Here is an 18,999-nt window from a genome sequence, read left to right on the forward strand (position 1 = left end):
CGGCTCCCCTGGCTTCGCGTTTCTTTACGGCGACCACGTTACGAAGCCGCGCGCCGGTTTCCGAGGGTGCTAGGGAGCGGACTTATGCGGGGGTTAGCACTACCGCGGAGACCGGGCCGACCTGCGCATAATGGGCGCCATGACTAGCGGAAGCCCGGTCGCCACGATGACGCGGTCACTGCTGCGCGACGGCGGCCTGGCGACAGTGCGAGGCAGCGCGCTCGCCGTGTTGGCGGTGACCGAACTCCTCGTGTTCGTCGTCGTGGTGACCGCCGGTTCGCTGCTCGGCGTGGGCGTCGGGCTCTTCGTGCTGCCCCCGGCCGTGCTGCTGATGCGGGCCCTGACCAACGGCGTGCGCGCGTCGGCCGCGGCGTGGTCGGGCGTGCGGATCCCGGAGCCGTACCTGCCGGAGCCGGCGGGCGGCAGCACGCCGCTGCGCCGCTGCCACCACCTGCTCGGCGACCGCGCGAACTGGCGCGACGTGCTGTGGCTGGTGGTGGACAGCTCCCTCGGCATCCTGCTCACGCTCACGCCGCTGCTGCTGGTCCTGCACGGCCTGCGCGGGCTCGCGATGCCGTTCCTGGTCGGTTCCGAGGCGGCCGACTGGCTGGGCAGCTGGTACGTCGTGCTCCCGGTGGACGACCAGCCGACGGCCTGGTTCGCGGCCATCCTCGGCCTGGCGCACTTCCCGCTCGCGCTGTGGAGCGCACCCCACCTGCTGCGGCTGCACGCGAAGCTGGCGGCGACGCTGCTTTCGCCGACCGAGGTGACCCGGCTGACGAACCGCGTGCAGCACCTGTCGGAAAGCCGCGACGACGCGGTGGGTTCCCAGGCGAGCGAGCTGCGCCGCATCGAGCGCGACCTGCACGACGGCGCGCAGACCCACCTCGTGGCGATGGGGATGACGCTCGATGCCGCGATGCGCGTGCTGGATTCCCACCCCGAAGCGGCACGGTCCTTGATGGACGAAGCGAAGAACAGTTCGGCGAAGGCGTTGCAGCAGCTGCGCGACCTCGTCCGCGGCATCCAGCCCCCGGTGCTGGTCGACCGCGGCATCGCCGACGCGATCCGCACGCTGGCGCTGGAAAACCCGCTGCAGATCACGACCACGATCGACCTGCCCGGCCGCCCGTCGCTGGCGGTCGAGACGGCGGCGTACTTTTCGGTGTCCGAGGTGCTGACCAACGCGGTGAAGCACTCGGGCGCGCAGACGGGCGAGATCAACGTCCACTACGAGTTCGGCCGGCTGGTGATCAACATCAGCGACACCGGCTGCGGCGGCGCGAACACCGAAAACGGAACGGGCCTGCGCGGCATCGAGAAGCGCCTGGCGCCGCTCGACGGGTTCATCACGATCCTCAGCCCGCTGGGCGGGCCGACGATGGTGACGATCGAGATCCCCTGCGCCCTCGAAGCGCTGGGCTAGCTGTGGTGTCCGGGGACGTTGTCCCGAGTTGGCCGAGGGATGGGCCTGCGCACGTTTCCACCCACCCGCGGCCCAGCGCCGGGCCGCGTTACCGGGCCGGCTGCACCACCGGCTAGCGGCGTTTCCCCCAGCGCCCGTCCTCCGGTTCCTCACCGCGCCGGAGAGCCTCGAGGTAGGCCCGGTCGGTGGCGAAGCGGGCCGCCACCTCGGGGCCCCTGGCGACGGCGCCATGGCCGGGGATGAGGACGTCGACCTGCCGCGCAGCCTCTTCGAGCCGGTCGAGCGCGGCCGGATAGGCGTCTTCCTGGCCGTCGCGGCGGGGGTCGAGCAGCGGGATCAGGACGTCGGAAAGCATGTCGCCGACGAGCAGGACGCCTCGGTCGGCGAGGAGCAGGGCCGCGTGGCCGAGGGCGTGGGCGTCGTGCTCGATGAGCTCGCCGGGGAGCGGTCCGCCGTCGCCGGGCAGTGGCGTGACGCGCGCGACCACGTCCAGGGGGATGTCCGGCGCGGTTTCCTTCGCCATCGCCTGCGCGCGTTCCCGCGCTTCGGTGGCGATGGCCGCGCAGGCGGCGGTGGCGTAACGCGGGACGTCGCCGAAGCGGGGGTGCCAGAGCAGGTGGTCGAAGTGCGGGTGGGTGGCGAACCCGGCGACCACCGGAATCCCGAGGCCGGCGACGTCGTCGGCGAGTTCGCCGAGCTCGGCACCGGTGATGCCGGGGTCGACGAGAATAAGCCCGGCGTCCCCGCGTACGACGATGCTGTTGCTCCAGACCCATTCGCTCTGCCGGACCCAAACGCCGTCGGCCACCTCGTTCAGCATGCGACGACTCTAGTGCTTGAGGTAGGCCAGCACCGCCAGCACACGCCGGTTCGCGTCTTCCGACTGCGGCAGGTTCAGTTTCGCCAGAATGTTGTTGATGTGCTTCGAAACCGCCTTCTCCGACACCACCAGCACCCCCGCGATGTTGCTGTTGGACCGCCCCTCGGCCATCAGCTTCAGCACTTCGCGTTCACGAGCCGTCAGGCGCTCCAGGCGGTCGTCGCGGGTGTTGTGGGTCAGGAGGCGGGTCACCACGTCCGGGTCCATCACCGTGCCGCCCGCCGCCACCTGGCGGACCGCGTCGACGAACTGGTCGCCGTGGAAGACGCGGTCCTTCAGGAGGTAGCCCACCGAACCCTCGCCGTCCGCGAGGAGCTCGTCGGCGTACAACCGTTCCACGTACTGCGAAAGGACCAGCACCGGGAAACCCTGCATGCGGCGGCGGGCTTCGATCGCCGCGCGCAGGCCCTCGTCGGTGAACGACGGCGGCAGGCGGATGTCCACGATCGCGATGTCCGGCCGTTCGCGCAGCATCGCCTCCAGCAGGTCCGGCCCGTTGTCCACCGCCGCGCTGACCTCGAATTCGTGGGCCTCGAGCAGCCGCACCAGCCCGTCCCGGAGCAGGAACTGGTCCTCGCCGATGACCACGCGCACTTGTCCGTCCCCCGCTGTCGAGCCCGTTGACGACCCCATCATAGGGGCGGGTTCAGGCCACCACGCAGACGCCGAGCGCGCGGTGGTGCGGGTCGTGGTCGGCCAGCACGACCGGGCCCGCGGTGCCGTCCGCGAGCGGCGCCCACAGGCCCGTGCACGGGTACTCCGCCGGCGCGACGCCCGCGCCCGGCCACGCGTCCGTGCGGGCGAGCCCGCGCCCGACGAAGGCGGCGCCCGGCTGCCGGAACCCGGCCACGGCCGCGGCCGGCACGCCCGGCACGACGCCGGCGCGGACCGTGCGGCCGCCGCCGGGCTCGAAGAGCAGCGCCGCCGCCGCGTCGCCGATGCGTTCCGGGAGGTCGTAGGGCGTGCCGCCCTGGTCCATGATCAGCACCAGCACCCGCCGGAACCCGTGTCGCCGCACGTAGGCCGCCGCGACGCGCAGGGCGCTGAACGGCGCCAGGCCGCCCTGCCCCGACACGGCGAACACCAGCGGCCCGCCGGGGAGCACGGCCGTGAGGTTCACCGGGGCCGACAGCCGCGGGTCGAACTCGGGCGCCGCGTGCGCCACGATCGCCAGGTCGATCCGCTCGCCGGACAGCCGCCCGGCGAGCAGTTCGCGCGCCATCGCGAGGAAGGGGTTGCCCCGGGCCCGCGTCACCCGGCTGGGGCGGAAGCCGATCTCGTGCCCGCGGCTGAGGTCGGCGAAGTAGTGGTGCAGTTCGGGGACGTCGATCTCCCGGTCGCCGGGCCCGAACTCGCGGCGGGCCGCCCACGCCAGGGGCAGCGGGAACGGCTGCAGGCCCACCGGCGGCGTGGCGGACAGGACCGGTGCGGCGGCGCGGTACATCGCCTAGCGCTCCGCGCCCGCGGCGGCCAGCGGGGCGAACTCGTGCAGGTGCTGGCGGCGCAGCAGGTCCGCCGGCTCGTCGCGCTCGCTGACCAGGTGCGCGCGCCCGCCGTAGACCAGCACCTCGGCCGGGTAGCCGTGGCTCAGGAACAGCACCGGGGACGCCGTCGGGCCGTAGGCGCCCGACCGGGTGACGCCGATGAGGTCGCCGCTGCGCACCGGCGGCAGGGCGGCCTTCTTGGCGAGCACGTCGTTGGGCGTGCACAGCGGGCCGGTGATCTGCCAGGTTTCGGTGGCGGGCTCGTCGATCCGGTTGAGCAGCCGGATCGGGAAGTCGCGCTTGACGTAGGAGCCGATGCCGACGGCCGCCATGTGGTGGTTGGTCCCGCCGTCGGCGACGGCGAAGTTCTGCCCCATCGAGGTCTTGGTGTACCGGACGCGCACGACGTAGGTCCCGGACGTGGCGGCCAGGTACCGGCCGAGCTCCATCACCAGCCGGGTGTCCGGGTGCCGCTGGGCGAACTCGTCGATCACCGGGTTCAGCATCGACGCCAGCCGATCGCGGTCGAGGTCCCGTTCGCCGTCGAAGTACGCGACCCCGAGCCCGCCGCCGACGTCGACCATTTCGAGGGGGAACCCGATCTGCCGCGAAACCCGCTCGGCGAGCTCGAAGATCCGCCGCGTGTTCTCGACGATCGGCTCCTCGTCGAGGATCCGCGTTCCCATGTAGACCTGCACGCCCATCAGCCGCAGGTTCGGGTGCTGCTCCGCGAGCCCGGCCGAGGCGAGCAGCTGCTCTTCGTCGATGCCGAACTGGCGTGGCTTGCCGCCCATGGTGAGTCCCGAACCCTTGACCGCGAAGCTCGGGTTCACACGCAGCGCGACCCGCGCTTCGATCCCCCGCTCCCGCGCGAGGTCGTCGAGCAGCCGGAGCTCACCGAACGATTCGCAGACCACGGTGTAGACGCCTTCGTCGAGGCAGGCGGCCAGTTCCGCGGCGCTCTTGCCGGGGCCGAGGAAGATGATGTCCTGGCCGGCGACCCCGGCCCGGCGGGCGGTGATCAGCTCGGCCATCGACGAGACCTCGGCCCGCGCGCCGTGGGCGTGCAGCAGGCCGCAGACCGAGATGTTCGGGTTGGACTTGAGGGAGTAGAAGATCTCCAGCCGCGGGTGCAGCCGCTCGCGCAGCGCGGTCAGCCGGCCGCCCAGCTCGTCGCCGTCGTAGACGAACAGCGGTGTGCCGTAACGCTCCGCGAGTTCGGTGATGCCGATACCCTGGATCTCGAACTCGACACTCATGAAGCGCTCCTCATTTCCGGAAGACCATGGCGGAAAAGGTCGACCCGAGGCCGACCGAGATCATCAAGTAGCAGGACCCGGGCGCCAGCAGGCCGAGGCCGTTCGCGGTGTGGTAGTTGAGGAACGGGTCGGCGCAGAAGCTGTGCCCGGTCGTTCCGACGTTGTCGAGGAAGATCCGGCTGCGCGGGATGCCCAGCGCCCCGCTCGCGCGCACCCACGAGATCTTGTTGACGTTGTGCGGCAGCACCATCGCGATGTCCTCGACGGTCAGCCCGGCCGCCGCGACGGCCTCGCGCGCGACGTCGGCGACGGCGCCGGGGTAGATCCGCCGGAACTCCGCGGCCTGCTCGTCGTCGAGGATGACTTCGCCGCCCGGGCCGCCGAGGGTGGTGGTGGCGTAGCCGAGCATCGCGTCCTGCCCGTCGCCCGGTCCGACGAGGACCGCCGCCGTCGCCTCGCCCATGATCGCGGTGTCCGGGATGACCTGCGCGGAGTGGGTGAACGCCTTCTCGCCGGTGAGGACGAGCGCGAGCGCGTCGGGATCGCCGTCGGCGGCCAGCAGGGTGCCGCACAGGTCGACCGCGAGCAGCCCGGAGGCGCAGGCGTGATCGGTGACGGTGAACATCGTCGCGTGGGTCAGGCCGAGCGCCTCCCGCACCCCGAGCATCGGGTTGACGGGGTACGGGCTGGCGGCCGGCATCGTCTTGGCGCGCACGACGTACCGGACGCGTTCTTCCTGGCCGGCCAGGAAGTCGAGCTTGCTGACCGCACCCAGGAGCATGTCCGCCTCGGACTCGCTCGAGCGGCAGACGTCGGCGAGGCCGTACATCCGGCGGAAGCGCCGCAGCTGCGTGGCCGACAGCCCCAGCTCGTCCTGCAGCGACTCGATCGAGACCGTCGTCGGCACGTAGGCGGACACCGCCACCAGCGAAGTCATCGTGCCGTCACCCTCCCGGTCCTGCCGATCGTGCTTGCCCGGCAAGGATTGCGGCGAACGCTGACGGCGCACTGACGACCTGCTGACCCGCTGCTCGGACCTCAGACCTCGGCGTCGACCCGGCGGCCGGGGACCGACGACTCCGCCAGCGCGGCCAACGCCTCGGCTTCGGCGGCCTCGTCTTCGAGGTCGCGCGCCAGTTTCACGGCCCTTCCGTGGTGGACCACGGCTTCCTCGTGGTGGCCGAGGGCGGTGTGCACCCGGCCCAGTGCCGTGGTGGCCATGCGTTCCCACCAGCGGTCGCCGGCTTCCTGGGCCAGGGTGACGGCCTGGCGCAGGCAGTTCGCCGCCTCCGTCAGGTCGCCGTCGGCGTGGCGGACCATGCCGAGGCCGGTCAGGGCCATGCTTTCGCCCCAGCGGTCGCCCGCCGCGCGGGCGTACGCCAGGCCGCGTTCGAGGTGCCGGCGGGCGTGCCGGGGTGCGCTGGAAAACCCCAGCCCGATGGCGGCGAGCGCCTCGCCCCAGCGGTCGCCGACCCGGTGGGCCAGGTCGAGGGCGCGCTGGAAGTCCGCGGCGCTCTCGGCCCGGCGGCCGGCGTGGTAGTGCAGGTCGCCGAGGCCGACCAGGGCCCGGGCTTCGCCGCAGGGGTCCCCCGCCGCGCGGTACAGCTCGACCGCGCGGCGGTGGTGTTCGAGCGCTTCTTCGTGGCTGCCGCCGCGGGCGTGGATGAACCCGAGGTGGTTGTGGGTCTTGGCCTGGCCCCACCCGTCGTCGTTCGCGCGGTCGAGGGCGAGGGCGCGGTGGTGCTGGCCGGCCGCCTCGGCGAAGTCGCCGCTGCGCCAGTGGCCGAGGCCCAGGTTCTTGCGGATCTCCGCCTCCGCCACCGGGTCCGCCAGCGCCCGGACGACCCGCAGGGCGAGCCGGTGGGTCCGGAGCCAGTCGTCGACGTGCCCGCGGACGAAGTAGAACCGCCACAGGGTCTGGACCAGCTGCCAGCAGTGGTGCGGGCGGTCCCGGTCCGCGGCCGCCGCGGCGACGGCGGCCAGGTTCGCCCGCTCGGCCTCCAGCCAGGCGAGCGCCTCGGCTTCGGTGCCGAACCGCGGGGGCGCCGCCGGGGGTGACCCGGCCGGCGGAAACCGCTTCCTCGTCGGCTCCAGCACGTCCGCGGCCTGCCCGGCGACGTGCAGGTAGTAGTCGAACATCCGGTCCGCCGCCGCTTCCCGGGGCGCGGCGGCGCCGGCCCGGCCGGTGGCGCGGGCGTGGTCGCGGATCAGGTCGTGGAAGCGGTAGCGCCCGAGCGCGGGCTGCGCGAGCAGGTGCACGTCGACGAGGTCTTCGAGCAGCCGCTCGGTGCCGCGCGGGTCGCCCCCGGCGATCGCCGCGGCGGCCAGGACGTCGACGTCGGTGCCCGGGAACTCGCCGAGCAGCCGGAACAGCCGTTGCTGCGGCTCGGTGAGCTGGCGGTAGGACAGGGTGAACGCCGCGCCGACGCCGCGGTCGCCGGTGCTCAGCTCGGCCAGCCGCCGGTGTTCGTCGCGCAGCAGGCCGGCCAGGTGCCCGACTGTCCACTGCGGACGGTCGCGCAGCCGGGCGGCGGCGATGCGCAGCGCGAGCGGCAGGTGCCCGCACAGGACGGCGATCTCGCCGACCGCGCGGTCCCGGCCGGTGGTGCGGTCCGGACCGGCGACCCGGGTGAGCAGCTGCGCGGCTTCGGCCGGCGCGAGGACGTCCAGCGACAGCGTGGTGACGGTGTCGATACTCGTCAGCCGGGTCCGGCTGGTGATCAGCACGAGCGAGCCGGGGCCGCCGGGCAGCAGCGGGCGGACCTGGGCGGCGTCGGCCGCGTCGTCGAGCACCACCAGGGCGTTGCGGCCGACCAGCAGCGACCGCCAGAGCGCGGCGCGCTGGTCGAGCCGTTCGGGGATCCGGGCACCGTCGACGCCGAGCTGGCGCAGCAGCGAGTCGAGCGCGGCCGCCGGGGCCAGCGGGCCCTCCGCGCCGTGGGCGTGCAGGTCGGCGAACAGCTGCCCGTCCGGGAACCGGTCGGCGAACCGGTGGCCGAGGTGGACGGCCAGCGCGGTCTTGCCGACCCCGGCCATCCCGCAGATCCCGTACACCGCGCTCCGGCCGGCGGCGTCGGTCAGCCGGACGGTTTCGGCCGCGCGGCCGACGAAGTGGTCGACGTCGCGCGGGAGGTAGTTGCTGCTGCCGAAGGGCTGCGCCGCGGCGGGCACCTCCTGGCGCAGGACGTGCAGCTGGGCCGCGCGGACCTCGGGCCCGGGCTCGATGCCGAGCTCGGTGGCCAGCCGCCGGTGCAGGTCGTCGAACAGCGCGAGCGCGTCGGCCTGCCGGCCGCTGCCGGCGAGCGCGACCATGAGCCGCGCGTGCAGGCCCTCGTGCATCGGCTCGTCGTCGCGCACGTTCTCCAGCTGCGCGACGACCTCTTCGTGCCGGCCGAGGGTGATCCCCGCGTCGGCGAAGGCGAGAGCGGCGGAGAGCCGCCTGCGTGAGAGGGCGGCCACGCCGGCGTGGTGGTGCAGCGCGCCGTGCCCGGCGAGCACCGGGCCGCGCCAGCAGGCCATCGCCTCGCGGAGGGCGTGGAAGGCGCGCTCGCGGTCGCCGGTCGCCCTGGCTTCCTCGACGAGCGCGTCGAACCGCAGGACGTCGAGCTGCTCCGGCGCGCCTTCGAGCCGGTAGCCGCCGTGCCCGGTGGCCGCCAGCCGCAGCTGCGGGTGCAGCAGTGCGCGCAACCGGCGCACCGAGCTGCCGATCAGGTCCAGGTGCGACCGCGGCGGCCGGCTGCCCCAGAGGGCCTCGACGATGTCGTCCACGCCGACCGGCCGGTTCGGCTGCAGGGCGAGCAGCCCGAGCAGGCGCGCCCACCGGGTGTCGCCGAGGTGCTGCTGTTCCCCGCGAGTTTCGACGAGCAGCGGGCCGAGGACGCCGACCCGCGTGGTGGCCCAGTCCGGCTCCCCCGGCTCCGGTTCGAGGGCGGCGACCAGCTGGCGGACCGACGCCGTCCGCGGGGTCCGGATGCGGCCCTGTTCGAGGTAGCGCACGGCACGCACGCTGACCCCCGCCCGCCGCGCGAGTTCGGCCTGCGTGAGGCCGAGTTCGGCCCGTCGGCGGCGCAGCAGCGCCGCGAACGGCTCCCCCGCCGGGTCGCCGGGCTCGGTGTGCGGATGGCCTCCCCTGCCTGTGCCCACCCTTCGATTCTGCCAGCGCCGGAGCGCCTCCGCTGGCGTTCTTCGCGGCGTCAGCCCTCGCCGATCGCCTTGAGCAGCAGCCGGTGCAACGTCTCCTGCTCCCCCGGGCTCAGCCGGCCGAGCAGCTCACCGGTGACCGCGCTCGAGACCTCCTCGACCCGCCCGACCGTGGCCCGCCCGGCTTCGGTCAGGGTGAGCAGGTGCCGGCGGCGGTCTTCGGTGTCCCGCTCGCGCCGCACCCAGCCGGCGGCTTCGAGGCGGTCGAGCACCTTGACCAGGTCGCTGCGGTCCAGGCCGAGCCGGTCGGCGACGCGCTGCTGGGACAGCGGGCCGGCTTCGCCGATGCAGACCAGCACGTAGAACTCGCGCAGGGCCACCCCGGACCCGGCCAGCGCGGCGTCGATCCGGCCGACGCCGCTGCGGTGCAGCTGCCCCATCAGGTAGGTGGGCCAGCGCAGGAGCGCGCGGGGACGGTCGGGCGACGAGGTGGCCATGCCGGTGATCCTAGGTCACCAACAGTGGGTTGGCACAATCGTGGGGATCCCCTACAGTAGGAGTCATGAACGAAATCGCCCTCATCACCGGAGCGAGCCGCCCGCAGGGTCTCGGATTCGCCGTCGCCCGCGCCTTCGCCACCCGCGGCCACCACGTCGTCCTCGCCGGGCGCGACCTCGGCCGGACCCGGGCGCTGGCCGCTCAGCTCGCCGGCGAAGGACTCCCCGCCGACGCCATCCGGCTCGACGTCACCTCTTCGGCGGACATCGAGGCGTGCGCCGGGTTCCTGCGCACCCGCTTCGGCCGGCTCGACGTGCTCGTGAACAACGCCTCGACCATGCCGGACTTCACCGCGCTGTCCCTGCTCGACGCCGACCTCGCCGAGGTCCGCGCCGCCTACGACGTCGACGTCGTAGGCCCGCTGGCGCTGGTGCAGGCGTGCCTGCCGCTGCTGCGGGCCGCGCCCACCGCGCGGATCGTCAACGTCTCCAGCGCGGCCGCCGGGCAGCTCACCGCCGGGACCGGCGGCGTCCGGGCACCCGGCCACTCACTGGCGAAGTACGCCCTCGACGCGCTCACCACGGCGCTCGCCGCCGAACTGCGCGAAAGCGGCATCGCAGTGACCGGAGTCGATCCCGGCTCGGTCGCCACGCACCCGGAGCGCGGCGACGACGCCGACGACCGCTCCCCCGCGGAAGCGGCCCTCGACGTCGTTCAGGCGGCCACGCTCAGCGTCGGCGGCCCAGTGCTTCCCGCTTGACAAACCCCATCACCCCGGTCGCGACGAGGATTCCCGACCGCCGTCGCGGCCCCCGAATCCGGGGACGACTTCAGTGCGTCTCGGTGCTGAAACCGCCGTCGACGGTGAGCGTGGCCCCCGTGAGGTTGCCGGCCACCCGGTCGCTCGCCAGGAACGCCACCAGGTTCGCCACCTCCGCCGGCCGGGTGAAGCGGCCGGTCACCGCGTGGGCGGCGGCTTCGCCGGCGACGGCCTCCGGATCCGCGCCGGTCGCGGCGGCCAGGGTTTCCGCCACGCCGCCGGCGCCGAGCCACAGGTCCGTCGCGACCGGGCCCGGGCTGATCGCGTTGGCGCGGATGCCGCGGGGCCCGAACTCCTTCGACACCGACTTCGTGAAGTTGACCAGCGCCGCCTTCGCCGCGCTGTAGTCGATGACGCCGGGGTCGGGCAGGTGCGCGTTGACCGAGGCGATGGTGACGATGCTCCCCCGGCCCGCGGTCACCATCGTCGGCAGCACCGCGCGTGTGGCGCGGACCGCGCTCAGCAGGTTCAGCGTCACCGAGCGGGCCCAGTCGTCGTCGGTGACCAGCAGGAAGCCGTTCGGCCGCGGCGTCACGGCGCCGACGTTGTTGACCAGGACGTCGATCCGCCCCCGCTCGGCCAGGGCCAGTTCGGCGAGCCGGCCCGGGCCGTCGGGGGTGCCGAGGTCGACGGCCAGCGCGTGCGCCTTCCCGGCCCGCACCAGGGCTTCGAGGGCCGGGCCGGGGACGCGCGCGCCGGCCACGACGTGCGCGCCTTCGGCGATCAGGGCTTCGGTGACGGCCAGGCCGATGCCCCGGCCGGCTCCGGTGACGACGGCGACGGCGCCGTCCAGGCCGAGGTCCACGTCAGCGGATCCCCTGCTCGTGCAGCCAGCCGAGCACCGCGTCGGCGACGTCGCGCCAGCCGTGGTCGATGGTCAGCGAGTGGCCGCGGCCCTCGAACTGCTTCAGCTCGGTCACCGCGGTGGAGTCCCGGTACTGCTTGAACGTCGAGCGGGTGACCACGTCCGGGACGGTGTGGTCGGCGGTCCCGGAGATCAGCAGCAGCGGGCCGCGGTCCGCGCGGTGGGTGTCCACCTGCGCCTCCGAGTGCAGCACGAAGTTGGCCGCCGCGGCCTGGAACAGCGGGCGGGCCGGGGACGGGATCGTCCAGCGCCGGTGCAGCTCCGCCGACTCCTCGTCGCTCAGCGCGTTGCCGAAGCCGAACCGGAACTCCTTCTCCGTCAGCGACACCGACCGGTGGCGGTTCGCCGGGTTGCCCAGCGCGGGCAGGCCGGCGCGCAGCTGGGCCAGCGGCAGCGGCAGGACGCCCTTGATCTGGGCGGGGTCGATGGCGACGCCGGCCAGGCCGATCCCCTGCCCCAGCAGCTTCTCGGTGATCAGGCCGCCGAAGGAGTGGCCGATGATCACCGGCGGCCGCCCGAGTCCTTCGATGACCGAGGCGAAGTGGCCGGTGGCGTCGTCGATGCCGACGTCGGCGACGGCGTCGGCGTCGGGGTGCGCCCTGGCCAGCTCGACGGTCTCGGGCTCGTGCGGCCAGCCGGGCGCGACCGGGTCGTACCCGGCCGCGCGGAAGTGCTCGATCCAGGCGTTCCACGAGGTGGCGTGCAGCCACAGCCCGTGGACGAACACGACGGGGGTCATCGGTCCTCCAGTGCTCGGGGGGGGTTCCCCCGAAGCCAACCCGATGCGCGGGCCCGGCGTCCAAGACCTGTTGCGCGCGCATCGATAGCCGTGGTGGCATCGTCGGTGCCCGGCTCCACCCCTGCGCGCGGGAAGGCCCGCATGGACCTCGACCTCCGGCTGGTGCGGTACTTCGTCACCGTCGCCGACGAGCTGCACTTCGGGCGGGCCGCCGCCAAGCTGTTCATCAGCCAGCCGACGCTGTCCAAGCAGATCCGCAAGCTCGAAGCCGACGTCGGCGGGCCCCTGCTGGTGCGCGACAGCCGCCACGTCGCCCTGACCCCGCGCGGCGACCGGTTCCTGCAGCTCGCCCGGCAGCTGCTGGCCACCGCGGACCGGATGCTGCGCGAGCCGGCGCCGCACCACCTCCGGATCGCCCACATCTTCGAGCTGGACACCAGCCGCGTGGTCGCCGACGCGTTCCTCGCCGCGCACCCCGGCGTCCGGCTCGTGCAGAGCCAGATGGACAGCGGCCGTCAGCTCACCGCGCTGCTCGAGGACCACCTGGACGTGGCGATCATCCGGGTGACCGGGGCGATGCGGACCGCCCACCCGGCCGGGTGGCAGCACGCGTTGCTGCGGCTGGAACCGTTCTGGCTGGTCGGCAGGCCCGGCGACCCCCACCGGGCGGCGGCGTCGGTGCACGAGCGTCCCCTGGAGGTCTTCGCGGACGCCCCCGGCACGGCGCTGTACAACGTGCACGGCCGGTACCTCAGCTCCCTGGAGCGGCACACCGGCCTCGGCCTGAACTGGCTGGGCAACCCGGGCACGTTCGACACCTGCCGCGCGGCGCTCACCCGCGCGCCGGGCCGCGCGTACCTGCTGGAGTTCGACAGCTACGCCCGCCGGTACGCGGCCGCGGGCATCCCGGCCCACCGGCCCCGCGAACTGCAGCCGGTCTACCCCTGGTCCCTGGCCTGGCGCGACGGCGAGCAACCGGAACCCGTCCAGGCCTTCCTCGACCTCGCGCACGAAACCGCCACCCGCCACCACTGGCTGCACCCCGACCGCACCGGCAGCGCACCGCTGTGGGCCCCGCCCGAGGACCTCACGACCGGGTGGTCCGCCGCCGCTGCACCGGACGACGCCGGGCCGTAGCCTTTCGCTGGAGGCATGGCCGCGAGGAACGAGCAGAGGAGTGCGCATGCAGGGAGTCGACCCGTCGGTGCCGCCCAGTGGCACGGGCTGTGCGGACTGCGACGCCGCGGACCCGCAGGGCTGGTGGTTCCACCTGCGGCGCTGCGCCGGCTGCGGGCACATCGGGTGCTGCGACTCCTCACCCGGGCAGCACGCCAGCGCGCACGCCGCGGCCACCGGTCACCGGTTCGTGCGCAGCTTCGAGCCCGGCGAGGAGTGGTTCTGGGACTACGAGGAGCAGGCGATGTTCGAGTCCGGCCCGGCGCTCGCCGAGCCCGCCCACCGGCCGCTCACCCAGACCGCGCCGGGGCCGGCCGGGCGCGTCCCCGAGGACTGGGACCGGCACCTGCACCGGTGAGGGGTCAGGCGCCGGCGCCGACATCGTCGTGATGGAGGTGCTGAACGCCCTCACCGAAGCCGGCCTGTCCGTCCCCGGTGCCGTTTCCCTGGCCGGCTACGACAAGGCGGCCGGATGCGGTTGAATGTCCGCCGTGACGCTCGACGACTGGCTGGCTCGGCTCGCCTCGGCGGCGAGCGACCGGGTCACCCTCGACACCGCGCTCGCGGCCGAACTCGCCGCCGCGCTCGGGGTGGCCGAGGCGGAACTGCTGGTGACGCTGCAGGATTCGCTCGATTTCCACGCCGGAAGCGCTGCCGCGCACGAAATCCGCAGTGGCACGGGGAAGGTGGACCGCGCCGCCGTGTTCGGGGCGATCACCGCGACGGTCCTGCGGCACCTCGGGGCCGGCGTCCTTCCGGCCGGCGTCGCGAGCCGGCTGTTTTCGCTGGAGCGGGCCGAAGTCACGGCGACGGGCCTCGTGCTGCACGGCACGGTGCCGCCCGGCCCGGACCCCGCCGCACCGGCCGAGGTGGCGGCCCGCCTCGCCCAAGCCGCACACGGCGGCGAAATCGTGCTCCGCCCGGACGGCGGGCCGCGGGAAATCCGGGTGGTGTGCCGGGCACCGGTGTCCGGCCCGAAGGTGTTCATCTCCTACTCCCACGACGACGACGGCCACAAGGAAGCCGTCCGGACATTGGCGGAACTGCTGGTGCGCAACGGGATCGACGTCGACCTGGACCAGTGGACCGGCGCCGGTCGCCAGGACTGGCAGGCGTGGGCGACGAGCCTGATTTCGGGGGCCGCCTTCGTGCTGATCATCGCCTCGCCCGCCTACCGGCGCGTCGGCGACGGTCTCGTGAAGACGAACGAAAACCGGGGCACGCAGGCGGAGTCGGCCACCCTCCGCGACCTGCTGCACCGGGACCGGCACGCGTGGACGGCGAAGCTGCTGCCGGTGGTGCTGCCCGGCCGTTCGGTCGACGACATCCCGCTGTTCCTCCAGCCCTACTGCGCCGACCACTACCACCTCACGGAACTGTCCGACGCCGGTGCCGAAGACCTGCTGCGCACGCTGACCGGGCAGCCGCGGTACGTGCGGCCCGCCCTCGGCGCGGTCCCGCACCTCCCGCCCCGCTCCCTGCCGCGGCCGCCCGGGCGACCCTGAGCCGGCGGCCCACCGGCTCCGCGGCGAACGGCGGAACCGGCTGCCCCGGTCGTGGGCGAGCCGGCCCGACGGCGTGACAGGCCCGCGGCACCCCGGATAAAATTCTCCCCCGTGATCCGACAGGGAGGTCCGGGCCACGGTGGCGATCCCCGGTGTGCACAGCGAATCCGCCCAGGTGCTCGGCGCCCGGATCCGGGAGGCGCGGATGGCGCGCGGGCTTTCCCTGCGGGCCGTGGCCCGGCAGGTCGGGCTGGCCGGGCACGGCACGCTCGTCGACTACGAACACGGCCGCCGGATCCCGCCGGACGACCTCGTCGCCGCGCTGGAAAGGGTCCTGGGGATCGACGACGGATCCCTGCGCGACCTGCGTGCGAGAGCGCTTGCCGAACGGGCGGCCCGGGCGTCGACCGCGCTGCTCGCCCCGCGTGCCCCGGCTGAGCGCCCCCGCCCGCGGCGGCGCCTGCTCGCCGTCTCCGGCGTCGTCGTCGCCCTGGCGGCGATCGCCATCGGCTGGCCGGCCTCGCGGCCGGCCCCGGCGGCGCGCATGGGGTTCGAAACCGACGCGGTCCGCTGGTGGATCCTCTACGGCGCCCAGGTCGCCCACGTGGAGACGACGTCGAGCCTCGCGGCGGAAGGCGAGCACTCACTGCTGGTGACGGTGACCGGCGCCTCGGCGGCCAAGGGCTATTCGGCGGTCGGCATCTCCCACGACGTCGGCTCGATCCGCCCGGGCACGCAGGTGCACGCGGCCATCTGGGTACCGGGCCCGGAACGCGGCGGGATCAGCTTCCTGGTGCACGATTCCCGCGGGAAGAACCACTGGTCGGTGGAGAACCAGTCGGCGGGCGACCAGCAGACCGAAACCCCGCTGCCCGACCACGCGGGCTGGGCACCGTTCAGCTGGACGGTGCCCGAGGTGGACCGGGTGACGACGATCGGGATCCAGTTCTGGAGCGAGTCCGACCAGCCGCTGCTGGTGGGGATCGACGCCGTGACCTGGTAGCGGTTCAGCGGTCGGGCCTCGCCGGACGCGCCGCCGGATCAGCCGGGTGAGCGGCGGCTTGCCGCCGGTTGAGCTGTGGGGTCGGTGCTGATTGTAGAGGTGCAGCCAGCCCGGTAGCGCCGCCCGCCGCAGGGTCTCCGACGGGTAGAAGCGGGCGTAGGCCCACCCGTCGGCCAGGGTGCGGTGGAAGCGGCCGATCCTGCCGTTGGTCTGCGGCCGGTAGGGCCGGGTCCGTTTCGGGACGATCCCAGTTCGGCGCAGGTGCCGCGCCAGGCGTGCGAGCGGTAGGCCGAGCCGTTGTCGGAAAGCACTCGTTCGACGGTGACAACGCGGGCGGCGAACCAGGCCACCACCCGATGCAGGACAGCGGTGGCGGCGGTTTCGTCGGCGCGATCCGGGATGGTCGTGTCCCCGGACATCACAGCTAGATCAGCCGGGCTCGGTGGCGGCCAGCCGCTCCTGCACCCGCGCGTGGCGGAACTGGTAGACGCCACCGGCCTGCCGGAGGACGCCGCGGCGGTGGGCGTCGTCGAGGAAGTGCATCAGGCGCCACGGCAGGCGGCCGGTCGCCGCGAGCCAGACGTGGTGGACGAAGTAGCTGCCCCACGCCCGCGTGACCAGCACCGCCAGGCCGATCCCGCCCCCGAAGCACACGCCGACCACGAGCGGCAGGACCGGGTTCGTCGCCGGCGGGAACACCTGGCCGCCCGCGATCGCGCCCGCGAGTCCGTAGCACACGGCGGCGACGCCCCGGGCCATGAAGAACCCGAACAGCGCGCCGGCCAGCCCGCCCGCGACGGCCAGCGCCAGGTCGTACCGGCCGCCCAGGACGGGCAGGAACCGCGTCTGCGCGGTGAACGCGAACGCCATCCCGTCGAACAACCCCAGCGAAACCAGGAACGAGCCCGACAACGCGATCGCGCCGGTCCGTTCGTTGCGTAGGATCGTGCCCGGGCCGGCCACGCGGCTGGCGTCGACCGGCTTCGCCAGCCACACGTGCACCGCGACCACCAGGCCGAACACGAGCGCCAGCACGGCGACCAGGCCGGTGGCCAGCGACCAGCCCAGTCCGAGCAGGACACCCATGACGGCGCCGAGCGCGAACCGGCCGGCGAACCTGCCCGCGGCGCCCGCGAAACGCAGTTCGGTGCGCAGCGGCTCCGGCGCGCGTCCGAAGCGGTGCGTCAGGTAGGCGGCGCCGCCGAACGAGAGGCCGTAGATCGCGGCCAGCCCCGGGCCGTCGTCGACCCAGCCGGTGACGGCGAACAACAGCGCGACCAGGGCGCCGACGAGCCCCGACCGGGTGCGGACCGGCACCGCCCGGTACAGCTGCCACCAGGCCAGATCCCGGCTGCGCGTCCGCTCGAGGTGCCGGGCCAGGAACCCCAGCCAGTGCGTCGCCTGCTCCGCGGTGTACCGCCCGGACGGGCTGGTCTTCGGGTTCCGGCCCGGTGGCTGCGGCACCTGCGCGTAGGCGTTGGGGACGAAGGAGTCGAGCAGGTGTCCTTCGAGGACACCGGCGTCGTCGGCGTCGAGCAGCTCGGCGGGATCGGCGCCGGGACGGCCGTAGGCGATCCGCGCGAGGTCGACCATCAACGGCGTCCGCAGCACCCGGCCCAGCGGCGCGTCCGGTTCCCGGCCCAGCCGCTCGGCCACCGGGCGCCACCGGTCGTGGCCGGCGCCCTGGCGCGAGGCCAGGTAGGTGAGCGCTTCCTGCCGGGCGACGGGTTCGAGCCGGACCACGGTGGCGCCGCTGAACACCGGCCCGGATTCGCGCCTGACCTGCTCGTACTCGGCCGAGCGGCTGGTCAGCACCAGCGACCGGCCCACCGCCATCGCCTGGTCCAGCGCGTCGAGCGCGGCGACGCGCAGGTCGGGCGGCAGCTCGTCGAGGCCGTCGAGCACCGGGAGGACGTGGCCGCCGAGGACGAGCCGGGTGGGCGCGTCCCGGCCGTACTCCCGCGGGTTGAGCAGCGCCGGGTGGTTGTCGGCGAGCCGGCCCGCCAGCCACCGGTCCAGGTGCTCCCGCCGCGGGTCCCAGGACGCCGGCGACAGCAGGACCGGGACCGGCGCGCCCGGAGTGCGGACGCGCAGCAGCTCCAGCGTCAGCATCAGCGCGAGCACCGACTTGCCGGAACCGGGCTCGCCGAGCACGACCAGCTGCGGCAGCGGCAACGCGGCGAAAGCGTCGGCGATGTCGTCGAGATCGCCCCGCAGCGCGGGTCTTCCGGGGCGGGTGACGGCCGACCAGCGCAGCGCGATCGGCTGCGGCCGGTGCAGCGAGCGCAGCTCGGCTTCGGCGCGCCACTGCCACGTGACGGCTTCGGCCAGTTCGGCGACCGCGCGGTCGAAGCGGTGGTGCGGCGCGGGTTCCGGAACCGTGGCGGGCGGCTCGGCGGGGGTGGCCTCGGCGAGGATCCGCTCGTGGAGCCGCCGCAGGCCGGGGCTCGGGTCGACGCCGAGCTCGTCGGCCAGCCGCCGGCGCAGGCCGTGGAAGAGCGTCGACGCCTCGGCGTAGCGGCCCTCCTCGGCGAGGGCGCGCATCAGGAGCAGGTGGGACGATTCGCGGATCGGGTGCTCCCCGCAGAACTCCGTCAGCCGGCGGACGACCTCCCCCGCTTCACCGAGCCGCAGCTGCCACCCGGCACCGAGTTCCACGGCTTCGGCCCGGTGTTCGTCGAGCACGGCGGCCCGCCCGGCGAGCGTGGTGGTCCGCAACCCGTCGAGCGCGGGACCCCGCCACAGCGCGAGCCCGGCCCGGATCTCCTCGACGGCGTCGACGAGTTTCGCCTGCCCGGCGAGCGCCCGCGCGGCCGCGACGTGCCGGCGGAACCGGAGGGCGTCGAGCTCACCGTCGTCGGTCCGCAGCCGGTACCCGGGCCCGTCGGTGACGATCGAGGCACCGGCCGCACCGAGCCGGCTGCGCAACGCCGAAACGGAATTCCGCACCTGCTTGGCCGCGGTCACGGGCGGCTCGTCTTCCCAGAGCGCATCGATCATCCGCTCGACCGGGACGACGGAGTTGGCGTTGAGCAGAAGCGCGGCGAGCGCCCGCTGCTGACGCGGGCTGGCGAGGGCGACCCGATCCCCGTCGGCGCACACTTCCAGCGTCCCGAGAATCCGGAACCGCATCGATCTCCCCCTCGCCTCGAGCCCGTCGCCCGCGCCCCGGGTCCCGGAACCCGCAGGTGAACCACCGCGAGG

Annotated in this window: 16 protein-coding genes and 1 pseudogene; 6 read left to right on the plus strand and 11 right to left on the minus strand. The window is 74.1% G+C overall.

Annotated features, from left to right (window positions below):
* Window positions 1–139 precede the first annotated feature (139 nt).
* On the plus strand, window positions 140–1,426 hold the full coding sequence (locus tag ABZW17_RS24190) for a sensor domain-containing protein (protein ID WP_354818256.1): 1,287 nt from the start codon (window positions 140–142) through the stop codon (window positions 1,424–1,426).
* Window positions 1,427–1,538: 112 nt separating this feature from the next.
* Here the strand turns inward: ABZW17_RS24190 and ABZW17_RS24195 are convergent, their stop codons facing one another.
* The 7 genes from ABZW17_RS24195 to ABZW17_RS24225 all read right to left on the minus strand — a co-directional run bounded on the left by ABZW17_RS24195 (window position 1,539) and on the right by ABZW17_RS24225 (window position 9,686).
* A complete protein-coding gene (locus ABZW17_RS24195; RefSeq protein WP_354818259.1) occupies window positions 1,539–2,246 on the minus strand; it encodes an MBL fold metallo-hydrolase in 708 nt (235 codons plus the stop codon).
* Between the two features lie 9 nt (window positions 2,247–2,255).
* On the minus strand, window positions 2,256–2,900 hold the full coding sequence (locus tag ABZW17_RS24200) for a response regulator transcription factor (RefSeq protein WP_354818262.1): 645 nt from the start codon (window positions 2,898–2,900) through the stop codon (window positions 2,256–2,258).
* Between the two features lie 52 nt (window positions 2,901–2,952).
* A complete protein-coding gene (locus ABZW17_RS24205; protein ID WP_354818265.1) occupies window positions 2,953–3,750 on the minus strand; it encodes a hypothetical protein in 798 nt (265 codons plus the stop codon).
* A 3-nt stretch (window positions 3,751–3,753) separates the two neighbouring features.
* Window positions 3,754–5,049 carry a diaminopimelate decarboxylase gene (gene lysA / locus ABZW17_RS24210; RefSeq protein ID WP_354818268.1) on the minus strand — a complete coding sequence of 432 codons (1,296 nt, stop codon included), beginning with the start codon at window positions 5,047–5,049 and terminating at the stop codon, window positions 3,754–3,756.
* Between the two features lie 10 nt (window positions 5,050–5,059).
* Complete coding sequence (locus tag ABZW17_RS24215; RefSeq protein ID WP_354818271.1) at window positions 5,060–5,986, minus strand: 3-oxoacyl-[acyl-carrier-protein] synthase III C-terminal domain-containing protein; 927 nt, start codon at window positions 5,984–5,986, stop codon at window positions 5,060–5,062.
* Window positions 5,987–6,087: 101 nt separating this feature from the next.
* Complete coding sequence (locus ABZW17_RS24220) at window positions 6,088–9,192, minus strand: BTAD domain-containing putative transcriptional regulator (RefSeq protein WP_354818274.1); 3,105 nt, start codon at window positions 9,190–9,192, stop codon at window positions 6,088–6,090.
* 50 nt (window positions 9,193–9,242) lie between these two features.
* Window positions 9,243–9,686 (minus strand): MarR family transcriptional regulator, encoded by a 444-nt coding sequence (locus ABZW17_RS24225; RefSeq protein ID WP_354818277.1) that lies wholly within the window; start codon window positions 9,684–9,686, stop codon window positions 9,243–9,245.
* A gap of 65 nt (window positions 9,687–9,751) precedes the next feature.
* Between ABZW17_RS24225 and ABZW17_RS24230 the strand changes: the two genes are divergently transcribed.
* Window positions 9,752–10,447 (plus strand): SDR family NAD(P)-dependent oxidoreductase, encoded by a 696-nt coding sequence (locus ABZW17_RS24230; RefSeq protein ID WP_354818280.1) that lies wholly within the window; start codon window positions 9,752–9,754, stop codon window positions 10,445–10,447.
* 70 nt (window positions 10,448–10,517) lie between these two features.
* Here the strand turns inward: ABZW17_RS24230 and ABZW17_RS24235 are convergent, their stop codons facing one another.
* Together ABZW17_RS24235 and ABZW17_RS24240 are read right to left on the minus strand one after the other, a co-directional pair.
* Window positions 10,518–11,312, minus strand: a complete 795-nt coding sequence (locus ABZW17_RS24235; RefSeq protein ID WP_354818283.1) for an SDR family oxidoreductase — start codon at window positions 11,310–11,312, stop codon at window positions 10,518–10,520.
* Window position 11,313: 1 nt separating this feature from the next.
* On the minus strand, window positions 11,314–12,111 hold the full coding sequence (locus ABZW17_RS24240; RefSeq protein WP_354818286.1) for an alpha/beta fold hydrolase: 798 nt from the start codon (window positions 12,109–12,111) through the stop codon (window positions 11,314–11,316).
* Between the two features lie 141 nt (window positions 12,112–12,252).
* Between ABZW17_RS24240 and ABZW17_RS24245 the strand changes: the two genes are divergently transcribed.
* The 4 genes from ABZW17_RS24245 to ABZW17_RS24260 all read left to right on the plus strand — a co-directional run bounded on the left by ABZW17_RS24245 (window position 12,253) and on the right by ABZW17_RS24260 (window position 15,795).
* Entirely contained in the window at window positions 12,253–13,248 is a 996-nt protein-coding gene (locus ABZW17_RS24245) for a LysR family transcriptional regulator (RefSeq protein WP_354818289.1), read from the plus strand.
* Window positions 13,249–13,294: 46 nt separating this feature from the next.
* Window positions 13,295–13,645 (plus strand): UBP-type zinc finger domain-containing protein, encoded by a 351-nt coding sequence (locus ABZW17_RS24250; RefSeq protein ID WP_354818292.1) that lies wholly within the window; start codon window positions 13,295–13,297, stop codon window positions 13,643–13,645.
* Window positions 13,646–13,778: 133 nt separating this feature from the next.
* Window positions 13,779–14,792 carry a TIR domain-containing protein gene (locus ABZW17_RS24255; RefSeq protein WP_354818295.1) on the plus strand — a complete coding sequence of 338 codons (1,014 nt, stop codon included), beginning with the start codon at window positions 13,779–13,781 and terminating at the stop codon, window positions 14,790–14,792.
* 139 nt (window positions 14,793–14,931) lie between these two features.
* Window positions 14,932–15,795, plus strand: coding sequence for a helix-turn-helix transcriptional regulator (locus ABZW17_RS24260; protein ID WP_354818298.1), 864 nt, complete (start codon window positions 14,932–14,934; stop codon window positions 15,793–15,795).
* A 39-nt stretch (window positions 15,796–15,834) separates the two neighbouring features.
* Here ABZW17_RS24260 and ABZW17_RS24265 read toward each other — a convergent pair.
* Both ABZW17_RS24265 and ABZW17_RS24270 read right to left on the minus strand, forming a co-directional pair.
* A pseudogene (locus ABZW17_RS24265) lies at window positions 15,835–16,169 on the minus strand (integrase core domain-containing protein); the annotation flags it as partial.
* A 55-nt stretch (window positions 16,170–16,224) separates the two neighbouring features.
* Window positions 16,225–18,927, minus strand: a complete 2,703-nt coding sequence (locus ABZW17_RS24270; RefSeq protein WP_354818301.1) for a BTAD domain-containing putative transcriptional regulator — start codon at window positions 18,925–18,927, stop codon at window positions 16,225–16,227.
* Window positions 18,928–18,999 lie beyond the last annotated feature (72 nt).

Source organism: Amycolatopsis sp. NPDC004625, from assembly GCF_040609695.1.
Taxonomy (GTDB): Bacteria; Actinomycetota; Actinomycetes; order Mycobacteriales; family Pseudonocardiaceae; genus Amycolatopsis.

Coding starts and splice junctions, on each gene's coding strand:
- ABZW17_RS24190 (WP_354818256.1), top strand. CDS start 140: ATGACTAGCGGAAGCCCGGTCGCCACGATGACGCGGTCACTGCTGCGC.
- ABZW17_RS24195 (WP_354818259.1), bottom strand. CDS start 2,246: ATGCTGAACGAGGTGGCCGACGGCGTTTGGGTCCGGCAGAGCGAATGG.
- ABZW17_RS24205 (WP_354818265.1), bottom strand. CDS start 3,750: ATGTACCGCGCCGCCGCACCGGTCCTGTCCGCCACGCCGCCGGTGGGC.
- lysA (WP_354818268.1), bottom strand. CDS start 5,049: ATGAGTGTCGAGTTCGAGATCCAGGGTATCGGCATCACCGAACTCGCG.
- ABZW17_RS24215 (WP_354818271.1), bottom strand. CDS start 5,986: ATGACTTCGCTGGTGGCGGTGTCCGCCTACGTGCCGACGACGGTCTCG.
- ABZW17_RS24225 (WP_354818277.1), bottom strand. CDS start 9,686: ATGGCCACCTCGTCGCCCGACCGTCCCCGCGCGCTCCTGCGCTGGCCC.
- ABZW17_RS24230 (WP_354818280.1), top strand. CDS start 9,752: ATGAACGAAATCGCCCTCATCACCGGAGCGAGCCGCCCGCAGGGTCTC.
- ABZW17_RS24240 (WP_354818286.1), bottom strand. CDS start 12,111: ATGACCCCCGTCGTGTTCGTCCACGGGCTGTGGCTGCACGCCACCTCG.
- ABZW17_RS24245 (WP_354818289.1), top strand. CDS start 12,253: ATGGACCTCGACCTCCGGCTGGTGCGGTACTTCGTCACCGTCGCCGAC.
- ABZW17_RS24250 (WP_354818292.1), top strand. CDS start 13,295: ATGCAGGGAGTCGACCCGTCGGTGCCGCCCAGTGGCACGGGCTGTGCG.
- ABZW17_RS24270 (WP_354818301.1), bottom strand. CDS start 18,927: ATGCGGTTCCGGATTCTCGGGACGCTGGAAGTGTGCGCCGACGGGGAT.